Source organism: Synechococcus sp. CS-603, from assembly GCF_977929215.1.
In genome coordinates this window covers 809337-828543 of sequence record NZ_OZ376778.1, presented here as the reverse complement: position 1 = coordinate 828543, position 19207 = coordinate 809337, and the positions used below count along the sequence as shown (strand labels likewise).

18 protein-coding genes are annotated in these 19207 nt (G+C 65.9%); 7 read left to right on the top strand and 11 right to left on the bottom strand.

What is annotated here, in order from left to right:
- Positions 1-35: 35 nt before the first annotated feature.
- On the bottom strand, positions 36-833 hold the full coding sequence (locus ACXMDM_RS04290) for a thiazole synthase (RefSeq protein WP_071800738.1): 798 nt from the start codon (positions 831-833) through the stop codon (positions 36-38).
- Between the two features lie 244 nt (positions 834-1077).
- Here ACXMDM_RS04290 and ACXMDM_RS04285 point away from each other — a divergent pair, with 244 nt between their 5' ends.
- The gene (locus ACXMDM_RS04285; RefSeq protein ID WP_499570156.1) at positions 1078-1647 is read left to right on the top strand and encodes a hypothetical protein; all 570 of its coding nucleotides are present in this window, start codon (positions 1078-1080) and stop codon (positions 1645-1647) included.
- A 55-nt stretch (positions 1648-1702) separates the two neighbouring features.
- Here the strand turns inward: ACXMDM_RS04285 and ACXMDM_RS04280 are convergent, their stop codons facing one another.
- The 3 genes from ACXMDM_RS04280 to rpmI are packed head-to-tail and all read right to left on the bottom strand — an operon-like array spanning position 1703 to position 2966.
- Positions 1703-2362 (bottom strand): tetratricopeptide repeat protein, encoded by a 660-nt coding sequence (locus ACXMDM_RS04280; RefSeq protein ID WP_083544462.1) that lies wholly within the window; start codon positions 2360-2362, stop codon positions 1703-1705.
- Between the two features lie 23 nt (positions 2363-2385).
- Positions 2386-2733 carry a 50S ribosomal protein L20 gene (gene rplT / locus ACXMDM_RS04275; RefSeq protein ID WP_071800737.1) on the bottom strand — a complete coding sequence of 116 codons (348 nt, stop codon included), beginning with the start codon at positions 2731-2733 and terminating at the stop codon, positions 2386-2388.
- Positions 2734-2765: 32 nt separating this feature from the next.
- Complete coding sequence (rpmI, locus tag ACXMDM_RS04270) at positions 2766-2966, bottom strand: 50S ribosomal protein L35 (RefSeq protein WP_071800736.1); 201 nt, start codon at positions 2964-2966, stop codon at positions 2766-2768.
- 107 nt (positions 2967-3073) lie between these two features.
- Between rpmI and ACXMDM_RS04265 the strand changes: the two genes are divergently transcribed.
- Both ACXMDM_RS04265 and ACXMDM_RS04260 read left to right on the top strand, forming a co-directional pair.
- A complete protein-coding gene (locus ACXMDM_RS04265) occupies positions 3074-4633 on the top strand; it encodes a SpoIID/LytB domain-containing protein (protein WP_083544461.1) in 1560 nt (519 codons plus the stop codon).
- A gap of 109 nt (positions 4634-4742) precedes the next feature.
- Complete coding sequence (locus ACXMDM_RS04260; RefSeq protein WP_071800735.1) at positions 4743-6116, top strand: glycosyltransferase family 2 protein; 1374 nt, start codon at positions 4743-4745, stop codon at positions 6114-6116.
- 12 nt (positions 6117-6128) lie between these two features.
- On the opposite strand, the gene ACXMDM_RS04255 is transcribed toward ACXMDM_RS04260, so the two are convergent.
- The 5 genes from ACXMDM_RS04255 to tig all read right to left on the bottom strand — a co-directional run bounded on the left by ACXMDM_RS04255 (position 6129) and on the right by tig (position 12186).
- Positions 6129-7916, bottom strand: a complete 1788-nt coding sequence (locus ACXMDM_RS04255; RefSeq protein WP_071800734.1) for a DNA polymerase III subunit gamma/tau — start codon at positions 7914-7916, stop codon at positions 6129-6131.
- Positions 7913-8590, bottom strand: coding sequence for a lecithin retinol acyltransferase family protein (locus tag ACXMDM_RS04250; protein ID WP_071800733.1), 678 nt, complete (start codon positions 8588-8590; stop codon positions 7913-7915). The genes ACXMDM_RS04255 and ACXMDM_RS04250 overlap by 4 nt, the downstream gene beginning before the upstream one ends.
- A gap of 18 nt (positions 8591-8608) precedes the next feature.
- Entirely contained in the window at positions 8609-9955 is a 1347-nt protein-coding gene (gene clpX / locus ACXMDM_RS04245) for an ATP-dependent protease ATP-binding subunit ClpX (protein WP_071800732.1), read from the bottom strand.
- Between the two features lie 81 nt (positions 9956-10036).
- Positions 10037-10759, bottom strand: a complete 723-nt coding sequence (gene clpP / locus ACXMDM_RS04240) for an ATP-dependent Clp endopeptidase proteolytic subunit ClpP (protein ID WP_071800731.1) — start codon at positions 10757-10759, stop codon at positions 10037-10039.
- Between the two features lie 47 nt (positions 10760-10806).
- Entirely contained in the window at positions 10807-12186 is a 1380-nt protein-coding gene (tig, locus tag ACXMDM_RS04235) for a trigger factor (RefSeq protein WP_071800730.1), read from the bottom strand.
- A gap of 565 nt (positions 12187-12751) precedes the next feature.
- Here tig and ACXMDM_RS04230 point away from each other — a divergent pair.
- The 3 genes from ACXMDM_RS04230 to ACXMDM_RS04220 all read left to right on the top strand — a co-directional run bounded on the left by ACXMDM_RS04230 (position 12752) and on the right by ACXMDM_RS04220 (position 16863).
- The gene (locus tag ACXMDM_RS04230; protein ID WP_071800729.1) at positions 12752-13840 is read left to right on the top strand and encodes an aspartate-semialdehyde dehydrogenase; all 1089 of its coding nucleotides are present in this window, start codon (positions 12752-12754) and stop codon (positions 13838-13840) included.
- A 47-nt stretch (positions 13841-13887) separates the two neighbouring features.
- Positions 13888-14742 carry a 4-hydroxy-tetrahydrodipicolinate synthase gene (gene dapA, locus ACXMDM_RS04225; protein ID WP_083544636.1) on the top strand — a complete coding sequence of 285 codons (855 nt, stop codon included), beginning with the start codon at positions 13888-13890 and terminating at the stop codon, positions 14740-14742.
- A 96-nt stretch (positions 14743-14838) separates the two neighbouring features.
- Complete coding sequence (locus ACXMDM_RS04220) at positions 14839-16863, top strand: ribonuclease J (protein ID WP_259723378.1); 2025 nt, start codon at positions 14839-14841, stop codon at positions 16861-16863.
- Between the two features lie 4 nt (positions 16864-16867).
- On the opposite strand, the gene ACXMDM_RS04215 is transcribed toward ACXMDM_RS04220, so the two are convergent.
- Positions 16868-17335, bottom strand: coding sequence for a hypothetical protein (locus ACXMDM_RS04215; RefSeq protein WP_259723377.1), 468 nt, complete (start codon positions 17333-17335; stop codon positions 16868-16870).
- Complete coding sequence (gene tilS / locus ACXMDM_RS04210; protein ID WP_499570150.1) at positions 17332-18267, bottom strand: tRNA lysidine(34) synthetase TilS; 936 nt, start codon at positions 18265-18267, stop codon at positions 17332-17334. Before tilS ends, ACXMDM_RS04215 begins: the two co-directional genes overlap by 4 nt.
- A gap of 117 nt (positions 18268-18384) precedes the next feature.
- Between tilS and ACXMDM_RS04205 the strand changes: the two genes are divergently transcribed.
- Positions 18385-19161 carry a DUF561 domain-containing protein gene (locus ACXMDM_RS04205; RefSeq protein ID WP_071802078.1) on the top strand — a complete coding sequence of 259 codons (777 nt, stop codon included), beginning with the start codon at positions 18385-18387 and terminating at the stop codon, positions 19159-19161.
- Positions 19162-19207: the final 46 nt, after the last annotated feature.

Sequence of the window (19207 nt, the reverse complement as noted above, 5' to 3'; positions counted from 1 at the left end):
GCGTCGTTGGCGGATCGGCATGCTCGGGGGGAAGTTCATGCGCTCCGCCCGCCCGCCTGGCCGACCAGCCCCTGAACGGGAGAACTGGCCCGAGCCTCCTGGCGCAAGGGCAAGCGGCCAGCCCGCCAGGCGATCCGACCAGCCTCTGTGGCCATGGCCATGGCCTCAGCCATCGCGGCAGGGTCACCGGCCAGGGCGATGGCGCTGTTGATCAACAGGGCATCGGCACCCATCTCCATGGCCTGGGCCGCTTCGCTGGGAACGCCGATGCCCGCATCCACCACCACCGGAACCCCGGCGCTTTCGATGATCAGGGCGATATTGGCGGCATTGCGGATCCCCTGGGCGGAGCCGATCGGTGAGGCCAGCGGCATGACCGTGGCACAACCGGCCTCTTCAAGCCGTTTGGCCAGAAGCGGATCGGCATTGATGTACGGGAGCACGGTGAAGCCCTCGGCCACAAGCTGCTCGGCCGCCTGGAGCGTGCCGAAGGGATCGGGGAGCAAGTGGCGCCCCTCCGGGATCACCTCCAGCTTCACAAAGTTGTTATCTTCCTGACCGACCAGCCTGGCCAGCTCCCGGCCGAGCCGCGCCACCCGCACGGCCTCTTCGGCGGTGGCACAGCCTGCGGTGTTGGGCAACATCCAGATCGCACTCCAGTCGATGGCCTCGATCAAGCCGCCATGGCCCGGAGCTGAGCTCTGCACCCGGCGCACCGCCACGGTGACGATCTCGCAGCGGCTCGCCGCCAGGCTGGCCCGCATGACGCTGAGGCTGGGGTACTTGCCGGTTCCGGTCATCAGCCGGCTGCCGAAGCGCCGGCCACCGATCATCAGGCTGTCGCATGCGGCTGGATCCGTTGCAGACACTGTTTCCGGCACAGCAACTGCTTCGCGTCTAGCCAGGATTTCCGATTCGGCCACGGTTGCCGCTGCGGATGAATCAGCAACTTTAAGGTCGCAGGCGTGGGCGGGGTCCATCGGGATCAGGCCACCGGGCCTCAGGCAGCTGCTCCGGCAGCGCGTGGCTTCATCAGCGCAGCTGACCTTGGCGCTGGCCCTTAATCTTGATCAAAGCTTGGTCAGCCCCTTGTCCCTGGTCCTTCCGCTGCTGCTCGCCGCCACGCCGGTTCCGATCGGCTCGATGGTGCCCTTCAACCCGCCGAATCCCAACACGGTCGAATCGTTCCAAACTGACTTCGGCTCGGTTGAAACCTTCGATCCCAGCCTCCGCGCCCTGCAACTGGTTGAGCAACTACCCCGCCGCTGGGGGGGCAGTTATCAGGCTTTCGGCTCGGCCACCCCTGTGCCGGTGGAGCTGCGGCTCGACACGCTCACCGCCATCGGGCAGATCGTTGATCTGCGCGGCGCGATGACGATCGGATCCGTCACGACGGCCGTGCAGGGCAATCTCAATGCCAAGTCGGATCAATTTGAGCTGCTGCCCCTGATCGACAATCTCAGCACCGGCCTGGAGCCCGGTGGTGACTTTCTCGGCCTGGAGGGGTTGAGCTTGAGCGGCTGGAATGCACCCAGGCTGACCAATCCCGGCGGACGGCTGGTGCTGTCACCACTGCAAGGGGCTGGACCAGCCAACCAAGCGCCGCTGGGCAACCAATCTCCTGGAGCGATCCGAGGTCTGTGGTGAGGCGAAGCAAGGTTCCGCAGAGCTCTTCTGAATCCGCAGGCAATTCCTGAAGACGTCAGGCCACTTTCTTGCCAGACGGCGGCTTTCCAGAAGGCGGTTTGCGTTTCTTCGCCGAGGATGGCGATGGTTTGCTCACAACTGACGACGCCTTCTTCATGCCTGCCCCACTGCTGGGAGCGGGATCGACAGCGTCCTGAGGGTTGCGGCGATCAAGCAGTTTGAGTCGTTTGGCCGTTGTTTTGTTGCCGGGGTCGAGAACAAGAGCCTGCTGGTACGCCTGCCGCGCCTCGTCCGGTTTGCTCTGACGCTCAAGGGCATAGCCCAGGTTATTGAGCGCAACGGGATAATCAGGCTTGGCCTGCAGGGCCGCCTTGTAGTGACGGGTGGCCGTACTGAAGTTGTTCTGGGCGGCCAGTGAGAAGCCCAGAGCGTTCTGCATCAGGGCCTGGGCCTCATCGGGCTCACCGGCTGAGCGCTTCAGGGCCAGTTGCAAGGAGGCGACGGCCTGGGCATACATCCGCTTGCGCAGTTGCACCGAAGCCAGTTCATAGAGAGTGGCCGGATCCTGGCTCGCTTCCTTTCCTTTCCCTTCCAGCCGGGAGAGGGTGGCTTCATCCCGGCGCACCCGCACCAACTGGAAGCCGATCAGCACAGCAGCGGCACCCAACAGGACGATCAGTCCAATCAGGTAAGCCTGAGGCAGGAGCATGTCCATGGGGCCTCCCGGTTCAGGGTGAATCAGCGATTGGCTGCGCCAACGACACTGGCGAAGCTGGCGGGATCGGCCACAGCCAGCTGGGCCAACATCTTGCGGTTCAGCTGCACATCGGCCCGCTTGAGCCCACCGATCAGGCGGCTGTAGCTGAGGCCATTCAGGCGTGCCGCCGCATTGATGCGGGCAATCCAGAGGCGGCGGAAGTCACGCTTGCGGCGGCGGCGATCCCTGTAGGCATTGCACAGGGCCTTCATCACCCGCTGGTTGGCGGTACGGAACAACTTGCTGCCGCTGCCCTGAAAGCCGCGGGCCAGTCTTAAAACCTTGATGCGGCGCTTGCGGGCAACGTTGCCCCTCTTGACGCGAGCCATGGATCAGTTTCGGGAGTGAATGGGGTGGTCGATCAGTTGGCGTAAGGGAGCATGCCCCTCACGTTGTCCACATCGCGCTCGTCGACGACAGCCATCGTGCCGAGATAGCGCTTGCGTTTCGGGCTCTTGTGATCAAGCAGGTGATTGTGGAAAGCGCGGCGGCGCATGAATTTCCCGTTACCGCTGAGCCTGAAGCGCTTGGCCGCAGCTCTGCGGGTCTTGAGTTTCGGCATCTCTTCCGCCCAACCACAAACAACCAAAGTACGACGTGGAAGCGCCTTCCGCCAACTCCCCCCTGCTTCCCTGTCCTTTCTGAACCCCTGCCGCCTTGCTGCCGCCCATGCCTCACCTGACCCTGCTTCAGGCCCGCTCCAGTCACCGCCCTTCCAGGCACTTCCTTTCCAAGCAACGCCTAGCGGCCGCCTTGCTGGGTCTCGGTGCTTCGCTGTCGATGGCGGCGGGGTGCCGTGCCGCGTCCGCTCCAGTGGCGCTGCACTGGCCGACCCAGCCGCCGCCGCCACTGAACGGAAACAATCCCGTGCTCTGGATTGGTCTGGCCTCAAGGCTGGGCCCTGCAGCTCCGCTGGTGCTGCAGGCGGCCAGTGGAGCTGTGACCCTCACCGATGCCTCCGGGCAGAGCAGCAGCGCGGCCAGCCTGACCCTGCGCTGGCGGGAGCGGCCCCTCGCCGAACCGCTGCCCCTGGAGCGCAGTGTGCTGGGGCCGTTCGCCAGCTTCGAGAGTGCCGAGCAGGCGGCCACGGCCTGGCAAGCACTCGGTGTGCCAGCCCAGGTCGCCTTCCCCAGGGAATTTGAGGTGTGGGCACCGCTGGGATCGACCGCTCCGCAAGGGTTCACGGCCCGCGAGCAGAGGCAGGTGCTGAACAGCCGTCTGACGCTCGAAACCCCGGCGGGCGCGCTGCTGGAGGGTCCGATTCAGGTCAGCGCTCCCGGTGGGCTGCGCTGGGACGGCGGGGTGTTCCAAGGACCGTTCCGCCTCCAGGCGAACGCCTACGGCGGCTGGAGCCTGATCGAGCAGGTGCCGATCGAGCGCTACCTGCTCGGGGTGGTTCCCCACGAAATTGGCGCCCGCTCGCCAGCGGCGGCCCTGGCGGCCCAGGCGGTGCTGGCACGCACCTGGGCCTTGCGCAACCGCCACCGCTTCGCCACCGATGGCTACCACCTCTGCGCTGACACCCAGTGCCAGGTCTATGCCGATCCCCGCCAGGCCGGCGCTGCCGTGCGTGGGGCCATTCAGGCCACCCAGGGCCAGGTACTCAGCTTTGGGAACGAACCGATTCACGCGGTGTATCACGCCACCAATGGCGGCATCTCCGCTGGGTTCGAGGAGGTCTGGAGCGGCGAGGCCCGCCCCTATCTGCAGGCCCGTCCGGATGGGCCGAGCGCCTTTGCCCAACGCTTCGCCGTCCCTCTGCCAGCGACCCTGCTGCCCGGACTCCTGAGCCAGGGCGGCAGCGCCTATGGCGCCGACCACCCCCGTTTCCGCTGGCAACGAAGGCTCACTGGCGCCCAGATTGGCCAGGATTTAGCTCGCAGCGGCGGCCCCAGCATTGGCACCCCCCTGCGGCTCAAGGTCTTGGAGCGGGGGCCGAGCGGGCGGGTGGTGGCACTGGCCGTCGAGGGCAGCGCCGGGGAGCGGGTTCTGCGGCTCGATGCGATCCGTCGCACCTTCCGCCAACTGCCCAGCACCCTGTTCGAGCTGGTTCCTGATGGTGCCGGTGCCTGGCGATTCGTCGGAGGCGGCTTTGGCCATGGGGCTGGGTTGTCCCAGGCTGGAGCCATCGATCTGGCGGCACGGGGCTGGAGCCTGACGCGCATCCTCGAGCACTACTACCCGGGCACGGATCTAAGGCCGATCAGCTCCTTTGGCGGTGACCTCTAGAATTGAAACCACACCGTTCAACGTCCACGGATCCAGGCCCTGGAGGGCACGTTCTTGAAGGTGATGTCTTGAAGCTGCAGAGGTCGTCGTGACAGGCACAGCGAAGGCCATGGCCGCCCCAGGGCGGCGAAGGGGCAAGGCGGCCGTGTTTGTGATCCTCTGCGGCTGGGCCGGGGTAGCTCCCCACTGGCTTGAGCCACCCCGCATGCTGCTGCCGGCGATCAGCGTCAGCTTGCTGATGGCCACCTACCTGGCGCGCACCGTCTTTCAGTCCCTCTGGCGCGGTCCGTCGTCAACGACGCCGGATCCCCCCTCGCCCTGGCCTGGTGGTGATCAGGTCTGGCCCGAGGTGGATGTGGTGGTGGCCGCCCGGGACGAAGAAGCGGTGATCGTGCGGCTGGTGCAGCGGGTCTGCCGTTTGGACTATCCGCCCAACTGCCTGAGGCTGTGGGTGGTCGATGACGGCAGTGAAGACCGCACGGCAGGGCTGCTGGCCGATCTTGAGCGTCAGACACCCCAGCTCACCGTGATCCGGCGCAGCCGCGAGGCGGGCGGCGGCAAATCAGGGGCGCTCAACACCGTTCTCGACCGCCTTCAGGGCCGCTGGATGCTGGTGCTCGATGCCGATGCCGGGCTGCAGGCCGATCTGCTCCAGCGGCTGGTGGCCCATGCCGAAACCGGCCGTTGGTCGGCGGTTCAGTTGCGCAAGGCGGTGGTGAACACCGAGCGCAACCTGCTCACCCGGGGCCAGGCCATGGAAATGGCTCTCGACGCTGGGATCCAGGAGGGGCGCTTGCTTGCCGGCGGAATCGCTGAGCTGCGCGGCAATGGCCAGCTGCTCCGCCGTGACGCGCTCGCGGCTTGCGGTGGATTCAACGAAGAGACCGTTACCGATGACCTTGACCTCAGCTTCCGCCTGCTGCTGGCTGGGCATCCGGTTGGAATGCTGTGGAATCCGCCAGTGGAGGAAGAGGCGGTTCTGACCCTGCCCTCGCTCTGGAGACAACGGCAGCGCTGGGCCGAAGGGGGGCTGCAGCGCTTCTTCGATTACTGGCCAGGCCTTACCTCCTCCCGCCTATCGCTGCGCAAGCGCTTGGATCTCGGTGTCTTCTTTTTCATCCAGTACGCCTTGCCGGTGATTGGAGCGTTCGATCTGTTCACCGCCCTGCTGACCCGCTCCCAGCCAGCCATCTGGCCCCTGACCTTCGTGGCATCAGGACTGACGGGCGGGGCCATGGTGATCGGTTGCCGCCGTTCAGCCGAGGGGCCTGCCCTGCCGCCGATGAACCCGTTCTCCATCGCCCTGGGCATGGGCTATCTGGCCCACTGGTTCGTGGTGATCCCCTGGGTGGCGCTGCGCATGGCCCTCTTGCCGAAGCGACTGGTCTGGGCCAAGACCCTCCATCTCGGCGTCTTCCATGACGATCCCGACGACGACGACGCCCTGCCCGGCGATCCCGATCTGACCACCCAGGTGTCCTAGTCGGCTGCTGACTTACTCGGCAAGAGTTTCGCCCTCACTCCCAGGTTCCTCGATCAGGCTGACCACCTCTCCGTTGAAGAACTCCGCCAGCCGGCGGGCCTGCTCTTCAAGCGGTTGCGCGATCCGCTGGGGTTCCGGGGCCGTCGGAGCTGGGGCCGTGGGAGCCAGAGCAGCAGCGGGACTAGGGGCTTGGGGCGCAGGCGATGCTGCAACGGGCGCCACAGGTTGAACCGCTGGGGCCCTGGGGATCGCAGCTGGGACAGCCGGAGCACTTGGACTCGGGGCCACAGGTTGGACTGCAGGGCCCTGGTGGCTTTCCAGCAGCAGCTGGCGCGGGCTGCCCAGCGCACTCAGCAGTGCTTTCTCCAGCAGGGGTAACCGGCTCTGCACCATCGGGATCCAGTTTCCGCTGACCTGCACCACGGCCCGCTGGCTGTCGAGCCGCGCCAGCGACGCCTGCTGGGACAACAACATGCGCGTCGAAGGCAGCTCCAGGCAGGAAAGGATCTGCTGCCACAACTCAGCCAGGTTCTGGCTGGTCGCATCTGGCACCCCAACGGGAAGCGGCGGCGGATCAGGGCTGGGTTCAGGGGCGAGGGGCGGAGGAGCGGCGTATCGGGGGACGGGCAGAGGGGCGGCCTGAACGCGAGGGGCGGTTGAGGGAGCTGGGTGTACCGGCTTGGCGATGGCAACGGCTGCTGGTTCGGCCAGCAACCCCAACAGCAACACCTCCAGCCAGAGCCGCGGCTGGATGCTCTGGCGCAATTGTTGTTCGCTGCCCCTCAGTTGGCTCTGCCAGCGCAGCAACCGATCACTGCTGAGCCGCTGGGCCAGCTCAAGCAGCTGGGGCCGGTACTGGGGGGAAAGGCTGCTCAGTTCGGGCCGATCCGGGGCGGCTACGGCCAACACCAGATCGCGCAACAGGGAGGCCAGCCCCTGGAGCACCGCGGAAGGTTCGCGGCCGCGGTCAAGCAGCAGGCGGCAGGCCTCGATCAGCTCCAGGGGCTCAAAGGCAGCCAGAGCCATGCCCAGGTTGAGCAGTTCCTGCTCCGGCACGGCCCCGAGCAGCTCCCAGATCGCCCCGACTTCGATCGGAGCCGGCAACAGGCTGAGCTGGTCGAGCAGGCTCTCCGCATCCCTCAGCCCTCCCTGGGCCCGTTGCGCCACCACCTGCAGGGCCTCCGGGGTGATGCCGATCTGCTCCTGCTCGGCGATGTAGCGCAGGTGGCCCTCCAGGGCCGCCAGCGGGATGCGGCGAAAATCGAAGCGCTGGCAACGGGAGAGGATCGTCGGCAGGACGCGCTGCGGATCCGTGGTGGCCAGCACGAACACCACCCGGGGCGGCGGCTCCTCCAGTGTTTTGAGCAGGGCGTTGAAGGCCGCGGTCGAGAGCATGTGGCACTCGTCGATCACGTAGACCTTCCAGCGGGCCTGGACCGGTGCGAAACGGGAACGCTCGATCAGCTCGCGGATGTTGTCGACGCCGGTGTTGGAGGCCGCGTCGATCTCGATCACATCGAGGGCGTTGCCTGCGGTGATCGAGTGGCAGATCTCACAGACCCCGCAGGGTTCCGGGGTGGGGGCGGCGCTGGCGCCACAATTCAGCGAACGGGCCAGGATCCGGGCACTGGAGGTCTTGCCGGTGCCCCGCGGGCCACTGAACAGGTAGGCGGGGGCGATCCGGTTCTGCAGCAGGGCGTTACGCAGCGTGGCCGCAATCGCCTCCTGGCCAACCAGCTGGTCGAACCGCTGCGGCCGGTACTTCTGGTGCAGCGGTTCATAGGCGCGGGCCTCGCTCATGGGGCGGTGGGTCCCGGGCCGGATGTCCCCTCTCCGATCAGCTTCTGCAGCCTTCCTTCCAGCTCCTCCACCGTGGCGAGCTGGTCGGCCAGGTTCTGGGCCTGCAGCTGCAGCCTGCCGAACTGGTCGGCGCTTTTCTTGCTCGACCACCACAGCTCCGCCTGCTCCAGTTCCTGCTCAAGCCGCTGCTGCAGGCGCTGGCGCAGGCCATCGAGCTGCTCCAGGCTCTTCAGGGCCAGGTCGCGGCCGTTATCGAGCGAGAGGCCCTGGCGCAGGAGCAGACGAACGGCCACCAGCAGGGCCGCTGGGACGAACTGGCCGATGGCGAGGGCGCCGAAGCTGCCGTTGCGCAGCCAGTCCTCCACCTGGGTGCTGCGGTGGTGGCCGGTCTTGCACCAGATCGCGAAGTGTTCGCAGTTGTTGAACACCAGGTTGTAGCGCTGCTCGCCGAGCCGGCCCATGGCCCGCCTGAGGGTCACGCCCGAAGGGGAGATGGCGGCCGGGTCGTAGGACACCACGGTGGCGTCTTCGCCGCGGCGGAACTGCTCGAGCGGACTGCGCAGGATCTGGCTGCCTTCGAGGTAGTGGACGACAGTGCCGTCGCCCAGGTCGATGCCGTGATGGTCGAACAGACCATGCTGGCGAGGCACCTGCAGATGGTCAGCGGCGGCCATGGCGGCGTCCTTCCGGCCTCAGGCCGACTCCTGTTGCTTGATCACACTGGGATGGGGCAGCACCTTGACCTTGCCGCGCTGCTCGACCAGCTCCCTGGTAACCGTGAAGGTGCTGACATCGGTGCTGGTCGGGAGGTCATACATCAGGTCGAGCATCAGATCTTCGATGATGCCGCGCAGGGCTCGGGCACCGGTACGGCGCCGGTGGGCCTCATGGGCAATCGCCTCGACGGCCTCGGGCTCGAACTCCAGCTGGACACTGTCCATGCTCAGCAAGGTCTGGAACTGCTTGACGAGTGCATCGCGCGGCTCGGTGAGGATCGCCTTGAGGGCGCGCACATCGAGGGGTTCAAGCACCGCGCTGACCGGCAAGCGGCCGATGAACTCTGGAATCAGGCCGTAGCGAACCAGGTCTTCGGGCTCCATGTGGCGCAGCACATGGGCCGCCTGCTGTTCCTTCTGGTTGCGGTGGCGGGCGCGGCCGTCGTTGGGCAGGAAGCCGATCGAATTGCGGCCCAGCCGCCGCTGCACCACATCGTCGAGACCCACGAAAGCACCACCACAGATGAACAGGATCTGGCTGGTGTCGATCTGGATGCAGTCTTGGTAGGGATGCTTGCGGCCCCCCTGGGGCGGCACGTTGGCGACGGTGCCCTCCAGCATCTTCAGCAGGGCCTGCTGTACCCCCTCACCCGAGACATCCCGGGTGATCGAGGGGTTTTCACTCTTGCGGGCGATCTTGTCGATCTCGTCGATGTAGATGATGCCGCGCTGGGCCTGGTCCACATCCATATCCGCCTTCTGCAACAGCCGCAGCAGGATGTTCTCCACGTCTTCACCGACGTAGCCCGCTTCGGTGAGCGTGGTGGCATCCGCCACCGCAAACGGCACATCAAGCAGTTCGGCCAGGGTCTGGGCCAGCAGGGTCTTGCCGCAGCCGGTGGGGCCGATCAGCAAGATGTTGGATTTGTGCAGCCGGGTGGCGGTGCGATCGATCTCGCCATTGCCATCGCCCTGCCAGGCCAGGCGCTTGTAGTGGTTGTAGACAGCCACGGAGAGCACTTTCTTGGCCTCCTCCTGGCCCACCACCTGGGCATCGAGAAACGATTTGATCTGCAGGGGCTTGGGAATCGTGGCCAGGGTGGGAGCTGGCTTGGCGGTTTTTTTCGGCGCGGCTTTGCGGGCCGTATCCGCAGCGGGCCGGGTACCGCCCTGAACCTCAACAAGTTCCTCATCAAGGATCTCGTTACAGAGATCGATGCATTCATCGCAGATGTAGACCCCGGGCCCGGCGATCAACTTGCGCACCTGCTCCTGGGACTTGCCGCAGAACGAACACTTCAGATAGGCGTCGAACTTGGCCATCAGGCGGAGGCTTCAGAGCGAAGGGGAAAGCTGCGGCGAAAGCGCGGGGGAATGTCGATCGCGTCGATGCAACGGTAGAGCTCAGGCCAGGCTGGCTCCCACCTGTTCGGCATCGGCTGGAGTCTCGTCATCCACGACACGATCGATCAGGCCGTAGGCGACGGCTTCAGGTGGAGAAAGAAAGTAATCGCGATCGGTGTCTTCGGCAATCTTGGCCAGTGGCTGGCCGGTGTGTTCAGCCATCAGGCTGTTCAAGGTGTCCTTGAGGTAGAGGATTTCCCTGGCCTGGATTTCGAGATCGACGGCCTGGCCCTGGGCACCACCCATCGGCTGGTGGATCATGATCCGCGCGCTGGGAAGGGCCAGGCGCTTGCCCTTGGCTCCACCGGTCAGCAGGAAGGCCCCCATGCTGGCGGCCAGGCCATAGCAGATCGTGACCACATCAGGGGCCACTTGCTGCATGGTGTCGTAGATGGCCAGACCCGAGGTGACCGAACCTCCCGGTGAGTTGATGTAGATCTGAATGTCCTTGTCTGGGTCTTCGGCTTCGAGAAAGAGGAGCTGCGCCACCAGGGAATCGGCAACGGCGTCGTCGATGCCAGTACCCAGGAAGATGATTCGCTCCCGCAACAGCCGGGAATAAATATCAAAAGCCCGCTCTCCCCGGCCCGACTGCTCCACCACGGTGGGCAACACACCGGGAGCGCCCTGGGGAGCAAGCGGGCGGGCAGCCCCTGAAACCGCCGCAGGGAAGGGTCCCTGCCACTGGCTACGGATCGGATGGGGGCGAGAGGCGTTGATCACGCGGCAGGCACGAATGGAACGGGTGGAGGCTGCAATCTATGGCCGACTCAGCCCTCGCCGCTGGCGGGTTGACCGTCATCGGGCCCATCGGCGGCCTGGTCAGCGGCCTGGTCAGGTGCTTTCTCCGTAACCGTGCTGTGTTCCTCCAGCCAGTCGAGCAGCTTGTTGCGGAGCAGATCTTCAGCCAGGGCTGCGCGCAGCCGGGCCGGATCGATGCTTTCCTGCTGCTTGAGGCCACTGCTGACCTCCTTGAGCTTGGCGTCGATCGCCCCGGCCTCGACCTCGATCTGCTCTGCCGTCGCCAGAGCCTCAAGCGCCAGGTTGCGCTTCAGGCGCAGCTCGGCCTCCGGGCGCGAGCTTTCCATCAGGCTGCGGACCAGCTCCGGGGTGAACAGGCTCTTGATGTCCATGCCCTGCTGGGCCACCTGACTGGCGGTCTGCTCGATCAAGGCACGGATCTCCTGCTGGATCAGGGTTTCCGGCAGCTCCACCTCCAGCTCTTCCACCAGGGCGGCGAGCAGGGCCTCGTGGCGGTTGTTGCGCGAACGGCGCTCGGAATCATCGCGAAGGCGCTGTTCCAGATCGGCCCGCATCTCAGCGAGGGTCGCCTTTTCGCTGGCCTGCTGGGCGAAGGCATCATCGAGCTCGGGCAGCTCGCGAGCCTTGAGATCCTTCAGGGTCATGGCAAAACAGGCTTCCCGGCCGCGCGCGTCTTCCTGGGGGTAGTCGTCGGGGAAGCGGCAGCTGACCTCACGGTTCTCGCCCAGGGCCATCCCGAGGATCCCTTCGACAAAACCCGGGATCATCCGGCCCTCTTCGAGTTCCACTTCGAGGTCGTCGGCGCTGCCACCTTCGATCGCTTCGCCGCTGTCGACATAGGTGCCGCTGAAGCTGACCACGGCCTGGTCACCACGGCCGGCGGGGCGATCTTCCACAGGAACCAGCGCGGCCAACTGCTTCCGCGACTGTTCAATCAATTCCTCGATCCGGGCCGGGTCGTAGGCCACAGCTTCGGCCTCCGCCACCAGGCCCTTGGTGGTGCGCAGGCTGGGGGAGGGCTGGATGTCGAGTTCGAGGGTGAGGGTCAGTTCCTCTCCGGGGCTGAAGCGGGCCAGCAGGGCCTCGAATCCCTCGCTCAATTCAGGCTGGCTGAGCGGAGCGATGGCTGCCTGCTCGAGGGCATCGCGCCAGACGCTATCGACCAGGTCCTCGAGGGCCGTGGCGCGGATGCGCAGGGGGCCGATCTGCTGCAGCAACACCGGACGGGGCACCTTGCCCTGGCGAAAGCCCGGCAGACGCACGCTGCGGCTGAGCTTGGTCACCGCTGCTTCGTAGCTGGCCTTGGAGCGGCCGCCCGGGATCTCCACCTCCAGCGCCAAGCGGCTGCCGGGACGGGGGCTGGTCTTGACCTTCAGGGCGGAGCTCATGGCTGAACCGGCCGGACCGGCAATGCAGGACAGCCTTTGATCCTAGAAACCCATGCAACAGGCTCTGCAAACCGGGCTCTGCCATCGGCGTGCCGGGCAACCGCTCAGCGGCTTGACAACCCAGAATCTTGACAACAGAGAAGCAGTTCTGGGTACTATGGTTAAAGAACGACGACGTGACTGAAACCGGCAAGGTTTTTCACGGATCTGGGACAGATCTGGGCAGGCTTGATTGAATAAGCCTGAATTCATAGAGGCCTGTCAGTGCCCTGTGATTCATCGGATGCTCGCTCAGTTGATCAGCTTTTTCTTTTCATTTCTCAGCACCTAACGCAACCTTCAATTTACAGCCTTTTCTCCGCTCAGCCACCGACCAGCGCTTCGGCCATTCTCGATTTTCAACTCAGGCTTCCCAGCCCCATTCCCCCTTCATCAGGCGGAAGCATCGGGCCACAAACCTGGTTGAGTCCATGGTCTTGACGCACCAGAGCGACGCGAACAGCAACCCTCAGCCTGGCCCTAGCCCACTGATTTCTCCCTCCTCCGTACCGATTCCCCGCTGCCCTTGACCACCGCCGCACCTCCCTCCCAACTCCCCGACCGTCCCCTGACCGTGGCGATCCTCGGTGCCACCGGCGCCGTTGGTCAGGAGTTGCTGGAGCTGCTGGCCGAGCGCCACTTTCCAATCCGCGAACTGCGTTTGCTGGCCTCGCCCCGCTCGGCTGGCCAAACCATCTGCTGGAACGGGGAGACCCTGACGGTGCAGGCGGTCAGCGCCGCATCGTTCATCGGTGTCGATCTGGTACTGGCTTCGGCTGGCGGTTCGATCTCCAGGGAATGGGCTGCTGTGGCCATGGCCGCTGGGGCGATCGTGATCGACAACTCCAGCGCCTTTCGCCTCGATCCAGACGTTCCGCTGGTGGTGCCGGAAGTGAATCCGCTGGCTGCCATCCGCCATCGGGGCCTGATCGCCAACCCGAATTGCACCACGATCCTGCTCTGCCTGGCCCTGGCTCCGCTGCAGGCCCACCGGGCGATCGAGCGGGTGGTGGTGAGCACGTATCAATCCGCGAGTGGGGCCGGCGCCCGCGCCATGGAGGAGCTGCGCCAGCTCAGCCGCACCGTGCTTGATGGCGGCGAAGCGGTGAGCACCGTGCTGCCCCACTCCCTGGCGTTCAACCTCTTCTTGCACAACTCACCGCTTCAGCCCAGCGGCTACTGCGAGGAGGAGCTGAAAATGCTCCATGAAACCCGCAAAATCCTCGGCTTGCCGGGCTTGCGGCTGTCCGCCACCTGCGTTCGGGTTCCGGTGTTGCGGGCCCACTCCGAATCGGTGAACATCGCCTTCACCGAGCCCTTCCCTTTGGAGGAGGCGCGCGCGGCCCTGGCGGCGGCGGCCGGCGTCGAGCTGATCGAAGATTTTGAAACCAACCGCTTCCCGATGCCCACCGATGTCACCGGGCGGGACCCGGTGGCGGTCGGCAGGATCCGTCAGGACCTCAGCGACCCCAACGCCCTTGAGCTCTGGCTCTGCGGCGATCAGATCCGCAAGGGCGCTGCCCTCAACGCGATCCAGATCGCCGAGCTGTTGCTCCATCCAGCCGCCCAGGCCGCTCACCCAGCCCACTCAGCCGTAGCCGGAGGTGTGCTTTGAGTGCCATAGCCGCCAGCACCGCTCCATTCGGGCGCGTGATCACCGCCATGGTGACCCCCTTCGCCAGCGATGGTTCCGTGGATCTGCCCCAGGCGGCCAGGCTGGCCGAACACCTGGTGAGCCATGGCTCCGATGGTCTGGTGGTCGCCGGCACCACGGGTGAATCGCCCACCCTCAGCTGGCAGGAGCAGCATCAACTGCTTGCCACCGTCAAGCGCGCCGTCGCTGATCGGGCCCATGTGATCGCCGGCACTGGCAGCAACTGCACCAGCGAAGCGGTGGAGGCGATCCGCCAGGCCCAGGCCCACGGGGCGGATGGGGCGCTGGTGGTGGTTCCTTATTACAACAAGCCTCCCCAGGACGGCCTCGAAGCCCATTTCCGGGCGATCGCCACCGCGGCGCCAGCCTTGCCGGTGATGCTCTACAACATCCCCGGTCGGACCGGCTGCAGCCTGGCGCCGGAAACCGCCGCCCGCCTCATGGACCTGCCCAACGTGGTCAGCTTCAAGGCGGCCAGCGGCAGCACCGATGAGGTGAGCCGCCTGCGCCAGCATTGCGGCTCCCGTCTGGCGGTCTACAGCGGTGATGACGCCCTCACCCTGCCGATGCTGGCCGTCGGAGCCGTTGGTGTGGTCAGCGTGGCCAGCCATCTGGTCGGGCGCCAGATCCAGCAGATGATCCAGACCTTCCTGGGCGGTGACCATCCCGGCGCCCTGGCCATTCACGATCAGCTGCTGCCCCTCTGCCGGGCCCTGTTCTCCTGCACCAATCCGATTCCCGTCAAGGCCGCCCTGGAGCTTGAGGGCTGGGCCGTCGGCGCCCCCCGGCTTCCCCTTGTTTCCGCTGACAGCGACGTGCGCGACCGCCTGACCACCGCCCTGGCTGCCCTGCGTCCTACCTGACGCGATGGCTTCTCTCCGGTGCAGCCTGGCCCGGTGATTTCAGCTTCAGCACCCCCAAGTTTTCCCTCTCCCGGGACCACCCCGGATTCCCAACCCATGCCCACAAGCACCAACGGCAACAAGCCCACCCTGCGGGTGATTCCCCTCGGCGGCCTCCATGAAATCGGCAAGAACACCTGCGTGTTCGAGTACGGCGATGAGCTGATGCTCGTCGATGCCGGCTTGGCCTTCCCCAGTGATGGCATGCACGGCGTCAATGTGGTGCTGCCCGACACCAGCTATCTGCGCGAAAACCAGAAGCGCATCCGCGGCATGATCGTGACCCACGGCCACGAAGATCACATCGGCGGCATCCCGCATCACCTCAAGAACTTCAGCATTCCGGTGATCTATGGCCCACGCCTGGCCATGTCGATGCTGCAAGGGAAGATGGAGGAAGCGGCGGTCACCGATCGCACCATCATCCAGACGGTGAGCCCCCGCGACATCGTCAAGGTGGGCCAGCACTTTCAAGTGGAGTTCATCCGCAACACCCACTCCATCGCCGACAGCTTCAGCCTGGCGATCACCACTCCGGTGGGTGTGATTGTCTTCACCGGCGACTTCAAGTTCGATCACACGCCCGTGGATGGCGAATACTTCGACATCCAGCGGATGGCCCATTACGGCGAGCAGGGTGTGCTCTGCCTGTTCAGCGATTCCACCAACGCCGAGCTTCCCGGCTCGACGCTGCCGGAGCGAGCCGTGTTCCCCAACCTGGATCGCAACTTCGCCAAGGCCGAAGGTCGGGTGATCGTCACCACCTTCGCCAGCTCGGTGCACCGGGTTTCGATGATCCTCGAGTTGGCCATGAAGCATGGCCGCAAGGTGGGCCTGCTCGGCCGCTCCATGCTCAACGTGATCGCCAAGGCCAGGGAACTCGGTTACATCCGCTGCCCTGACGAACTGTTTGTGCCGATCAAGCAGATCCGTGATCTGCCCGACCGTGAAACCCTGCTGCTGATGACCGGCAGCCAGGGTGAGGAGCTGGCAGCCCTGAGCCGCATCTCCCGTTGCGAGCACCCCCAGGTGCAGGTCAAAGCCAGTGACACGATCATCTTCTCGGCCAGCCCGATTCCGGGCAACACCATCTCCGTGGTCAACACCATTGACCGGCTGATGATGCTCGGCGCCAAGGTTGTTTATGGCAAGGGCGAGGGCATCCATGTGTCCGGGCACGGCTCTCAGGAAGACCACAAGCTGATGATTGCCCTCACCCGGCCCAAGTACTTCGTTCCGGTTCACGGTGAGCACCGCATGCTGGTGGCTCACTCCAAGACCGCCCAATCGATGGGTGTGCCGGCCGATCACATGCTGATCATCGACAACGGCGACGTGGTCGAACTGACCCCCGATTCAATCCGCAAGGGCGATCCGGTCAAGGCCGGCATCGAACTGCTCGATGCGTCCCGCAACGGCATCGTTGATGCCCGCGTGCTGAAGGAACGCCAGCAACTCGCCGAAGACGGCGTGATCACCCTGCTGACTGTGATCAGCACCGATGGGGCCATGGGTGCCCCGCCTCGGGTCAACCTGCGGGGCGTGGTCACCACCGCCGATGCCCGCAAACTCTCGATCTGGGCAGAGAGGGAAATCACATGGGTGCTCGAGAACCGCTGGAACCAGCTCTGCCGCAACACCGGTGGCACCGCCCCCGATGTGGATTGGGTGGGGGTGCAACGCGAAATCGAGGTGGGCCTGCAGCGCCGCCTGCGCCGCGAGCTGCAGGTGGAACCTCTGATCATCTGCCTGGTTCAACCGGCACCGGCCGGGACGCCCGCCTACAAGGGCCGTGCCGATGCCGAGCCCGACAGCCGCCCGGCTGGTCGGGGTGGTCGCCAGGGCGGTCGGGAAACCAGCCGGGAGATCATCCGCAACGTCGGCTCCCGCAGCGAAGCCGCTCCGGCTGCCGCGCGCCAGGCCGTGGCCACCCTGCCGGCCCCGGCAGCAGCAACAGCTACAGCAGCTCCGGTCGCAGCCGTGACCCCAGTGGTCAAAGCAGCCCCAGCGGTCTCTGTTCCAGCTGAACCGGAGATGCCCGCCAACCGGGTGCGTCGCCGCCGCTCCACCGCCGCCGGCTGAAGCCTCAGCCCAGCACCACGCGCAACAGGCCCTTGGCCAGTTCGCTCTCCTCTGCCGTAGCTACCGGCCTGAATTCTTCGACGCTGTCCGCTTCGATTCTCAGGTCGGCTGCGGGGCCCGGTGCCACGGTCGACGGCTCGTTGGTTTTCTCAACGGCTTTTTCGACTAACGCTTCCTGGCACAGAGCCAGCCCCTGCTCGGCCAGCTCCCTGTAAGTAACGCTGTTTCCGCTCTCCAGAACGGTCTGGTAGTGGGGAATGGCCAGCTCCGGCTGCTGCAGGCCATGGAGGTGGATATGGCCGAGGATCAGTTGAAGGCGTTGCGTCCTGGGGTCAGATTCTCCAGGACCTTGTTGCTGGAGCAGGGCATCGGCCTGGCGAAAGGCGTCCTGGAAGCGGCCCTCGCTGTAGGCAAGCTCCACCGCCCTGTAGGCCTGGTCGAACGAGTCGGAATCGAAGCGGCCTGACGTCATTTGACTGTTGGCTCCAGAAGCAGAAGGTGGTGGGTCCGCCACGTCAGCCGCCAGCCCCCGCCCAGATCGAGGCTGCCAGGCTCGCAAGAGCTGCGCAAGCTGCGGCAGAGCTCCAGCAGCGTTCGCGACGCCGGACTCCTACCAGTTTCCTGCTCCAGCCAATGGCGCAGCAGCAACTCCTGGCAGGCCGGGCTACGCCGTTGCAGGGGTTGGCGGCACAACCGTCTCGGCTCGGCTGGATCCAGCAGCGGCACCAGGGCCAGGCCCAGTAGTTCCTCGCCCGGGTACTGCTCAAGGCGTTCGGCCAGGGCACTGATCCTGCGGCTGGCGCCGCGATGGAGGGCCTCCAGCACGGGCATCACGTCGTGGCGGATGCGGTTGCGGCTGAAGCGGGGGCTGGCGTTGCTCGAATCGATCCAGACCGGCAACTCCCAGGCGGCACAAAAGTCTGCCGTCTCCTCGCGGCTCAGGCTCAGCAGCGGGCGGACCAGCCAGCGGCTCTCCCCTAAACGGCGACGGCGGCGCAAGCTGCTGAGCCCACGCCGATCGGCGCCCCGGGCCAGATTCAGCAGCACGGTTTCGGCCCGGTCGCTGGCGGTGTGACCGGTGACCACATGGCCACAATCCAGCTCGGCTGCCCAATGTTCAAGCTGGGCGTAGCGCCAGTCCCTGGCGGCGGCTTCGCTGCTCGGTGGCGGCTGCGCCTGATCCTGCTGGACCTGCAAGCCCAACGACCCAGCCCAGTCAGCCAGGGCCTCCGCTTGGGCGGCGGCTTCCGGCCGCCAGCCATGGTTCCCGTGCCAGAGCCGTAACTCCCAGTGGTGCAGACGGCGCAGATCAAGCAGCAGCCGGATCAGCGCCATCGAATCCTGGCCGCCGGAGACAGCCACCAGCAACCGCTCTCCCCTGGGCAGGAGGAATGGGTCTGCCAATAACTGCCGATGCAGCCGCCGGTGCAGGGGCCCCCAGCCCGGCCCTGGATGCCGGGGACTGGTCTGGGCTGGTGTGCTTTCAGGTGGGAGAATGGCTGCCACTTGCTGACCCTGCCGATGTCGCGTCTCTCCAGCCTGCCCGCCGAACTCCATGCGGCGCTGGTGTCACGGCGTCTGTTGAAGGTGATCACGGGGCTCACCAATCGCGATCCGCTGGCGGTGGAGCGCATCAGCCGGGCCGCCGGCGGTGGGGGCGCCGATCTGATCGATGTGGCCTGCGACCCCGCTTTGGTTCAGCTGGCAGCCAAGGTTTCCGGGCTGCCGATCTGCGCATCAGCGGTGGATCCTGACCTGTTTCCGGCGGCTGTGGCCGCCGGAGCGACGATCGTGGAGATCGGCAACTTCGATGCTTTTTACCCCCTGGGCCGCCGCTTCGGCGCCGACGAGGTGCTCTCCTTGACCCGCCGGACCCGTCGGCTGCTTCCAAGCGTGGTGCTTTCGGTCACCGTTCCCCACATCCTTCCCCTGGATCAACAGGAGCAGCTGGCGATCGATCTGGCGGCGGCTGGTGCCGACCTGATCCAGACCGAGGGGGGAACCGCAGCCCGTCCGTTCAGCGCCGGCACCCTGGGGCTGATCGAGAAGGCGGCTCCGACCCTGGCCGCAGCCCATGCGATCAGCCGGGCCCTGCAATCACTGGAGGCGCCGCTGCCGGTGCTCTGCGCCTCGGGCCTCTCAGCGGTGACCCTGCCGCTGGCGATCGCCGCAGGGGCCAGCGGTGTGGGCGTCGGCTCAGCGGTGAGCCGCCTCGATGATGAGCCGGCCATGATAGCCGCGGTGCGCAGCCTGCGCGAAGCCCTGGGCGCACCGCTGGCGGTTGGGATCGCTTCTTGATCCAGTAACAGTCCATGGCAGTGGACCGCCTGGTTCTGGCGCCATG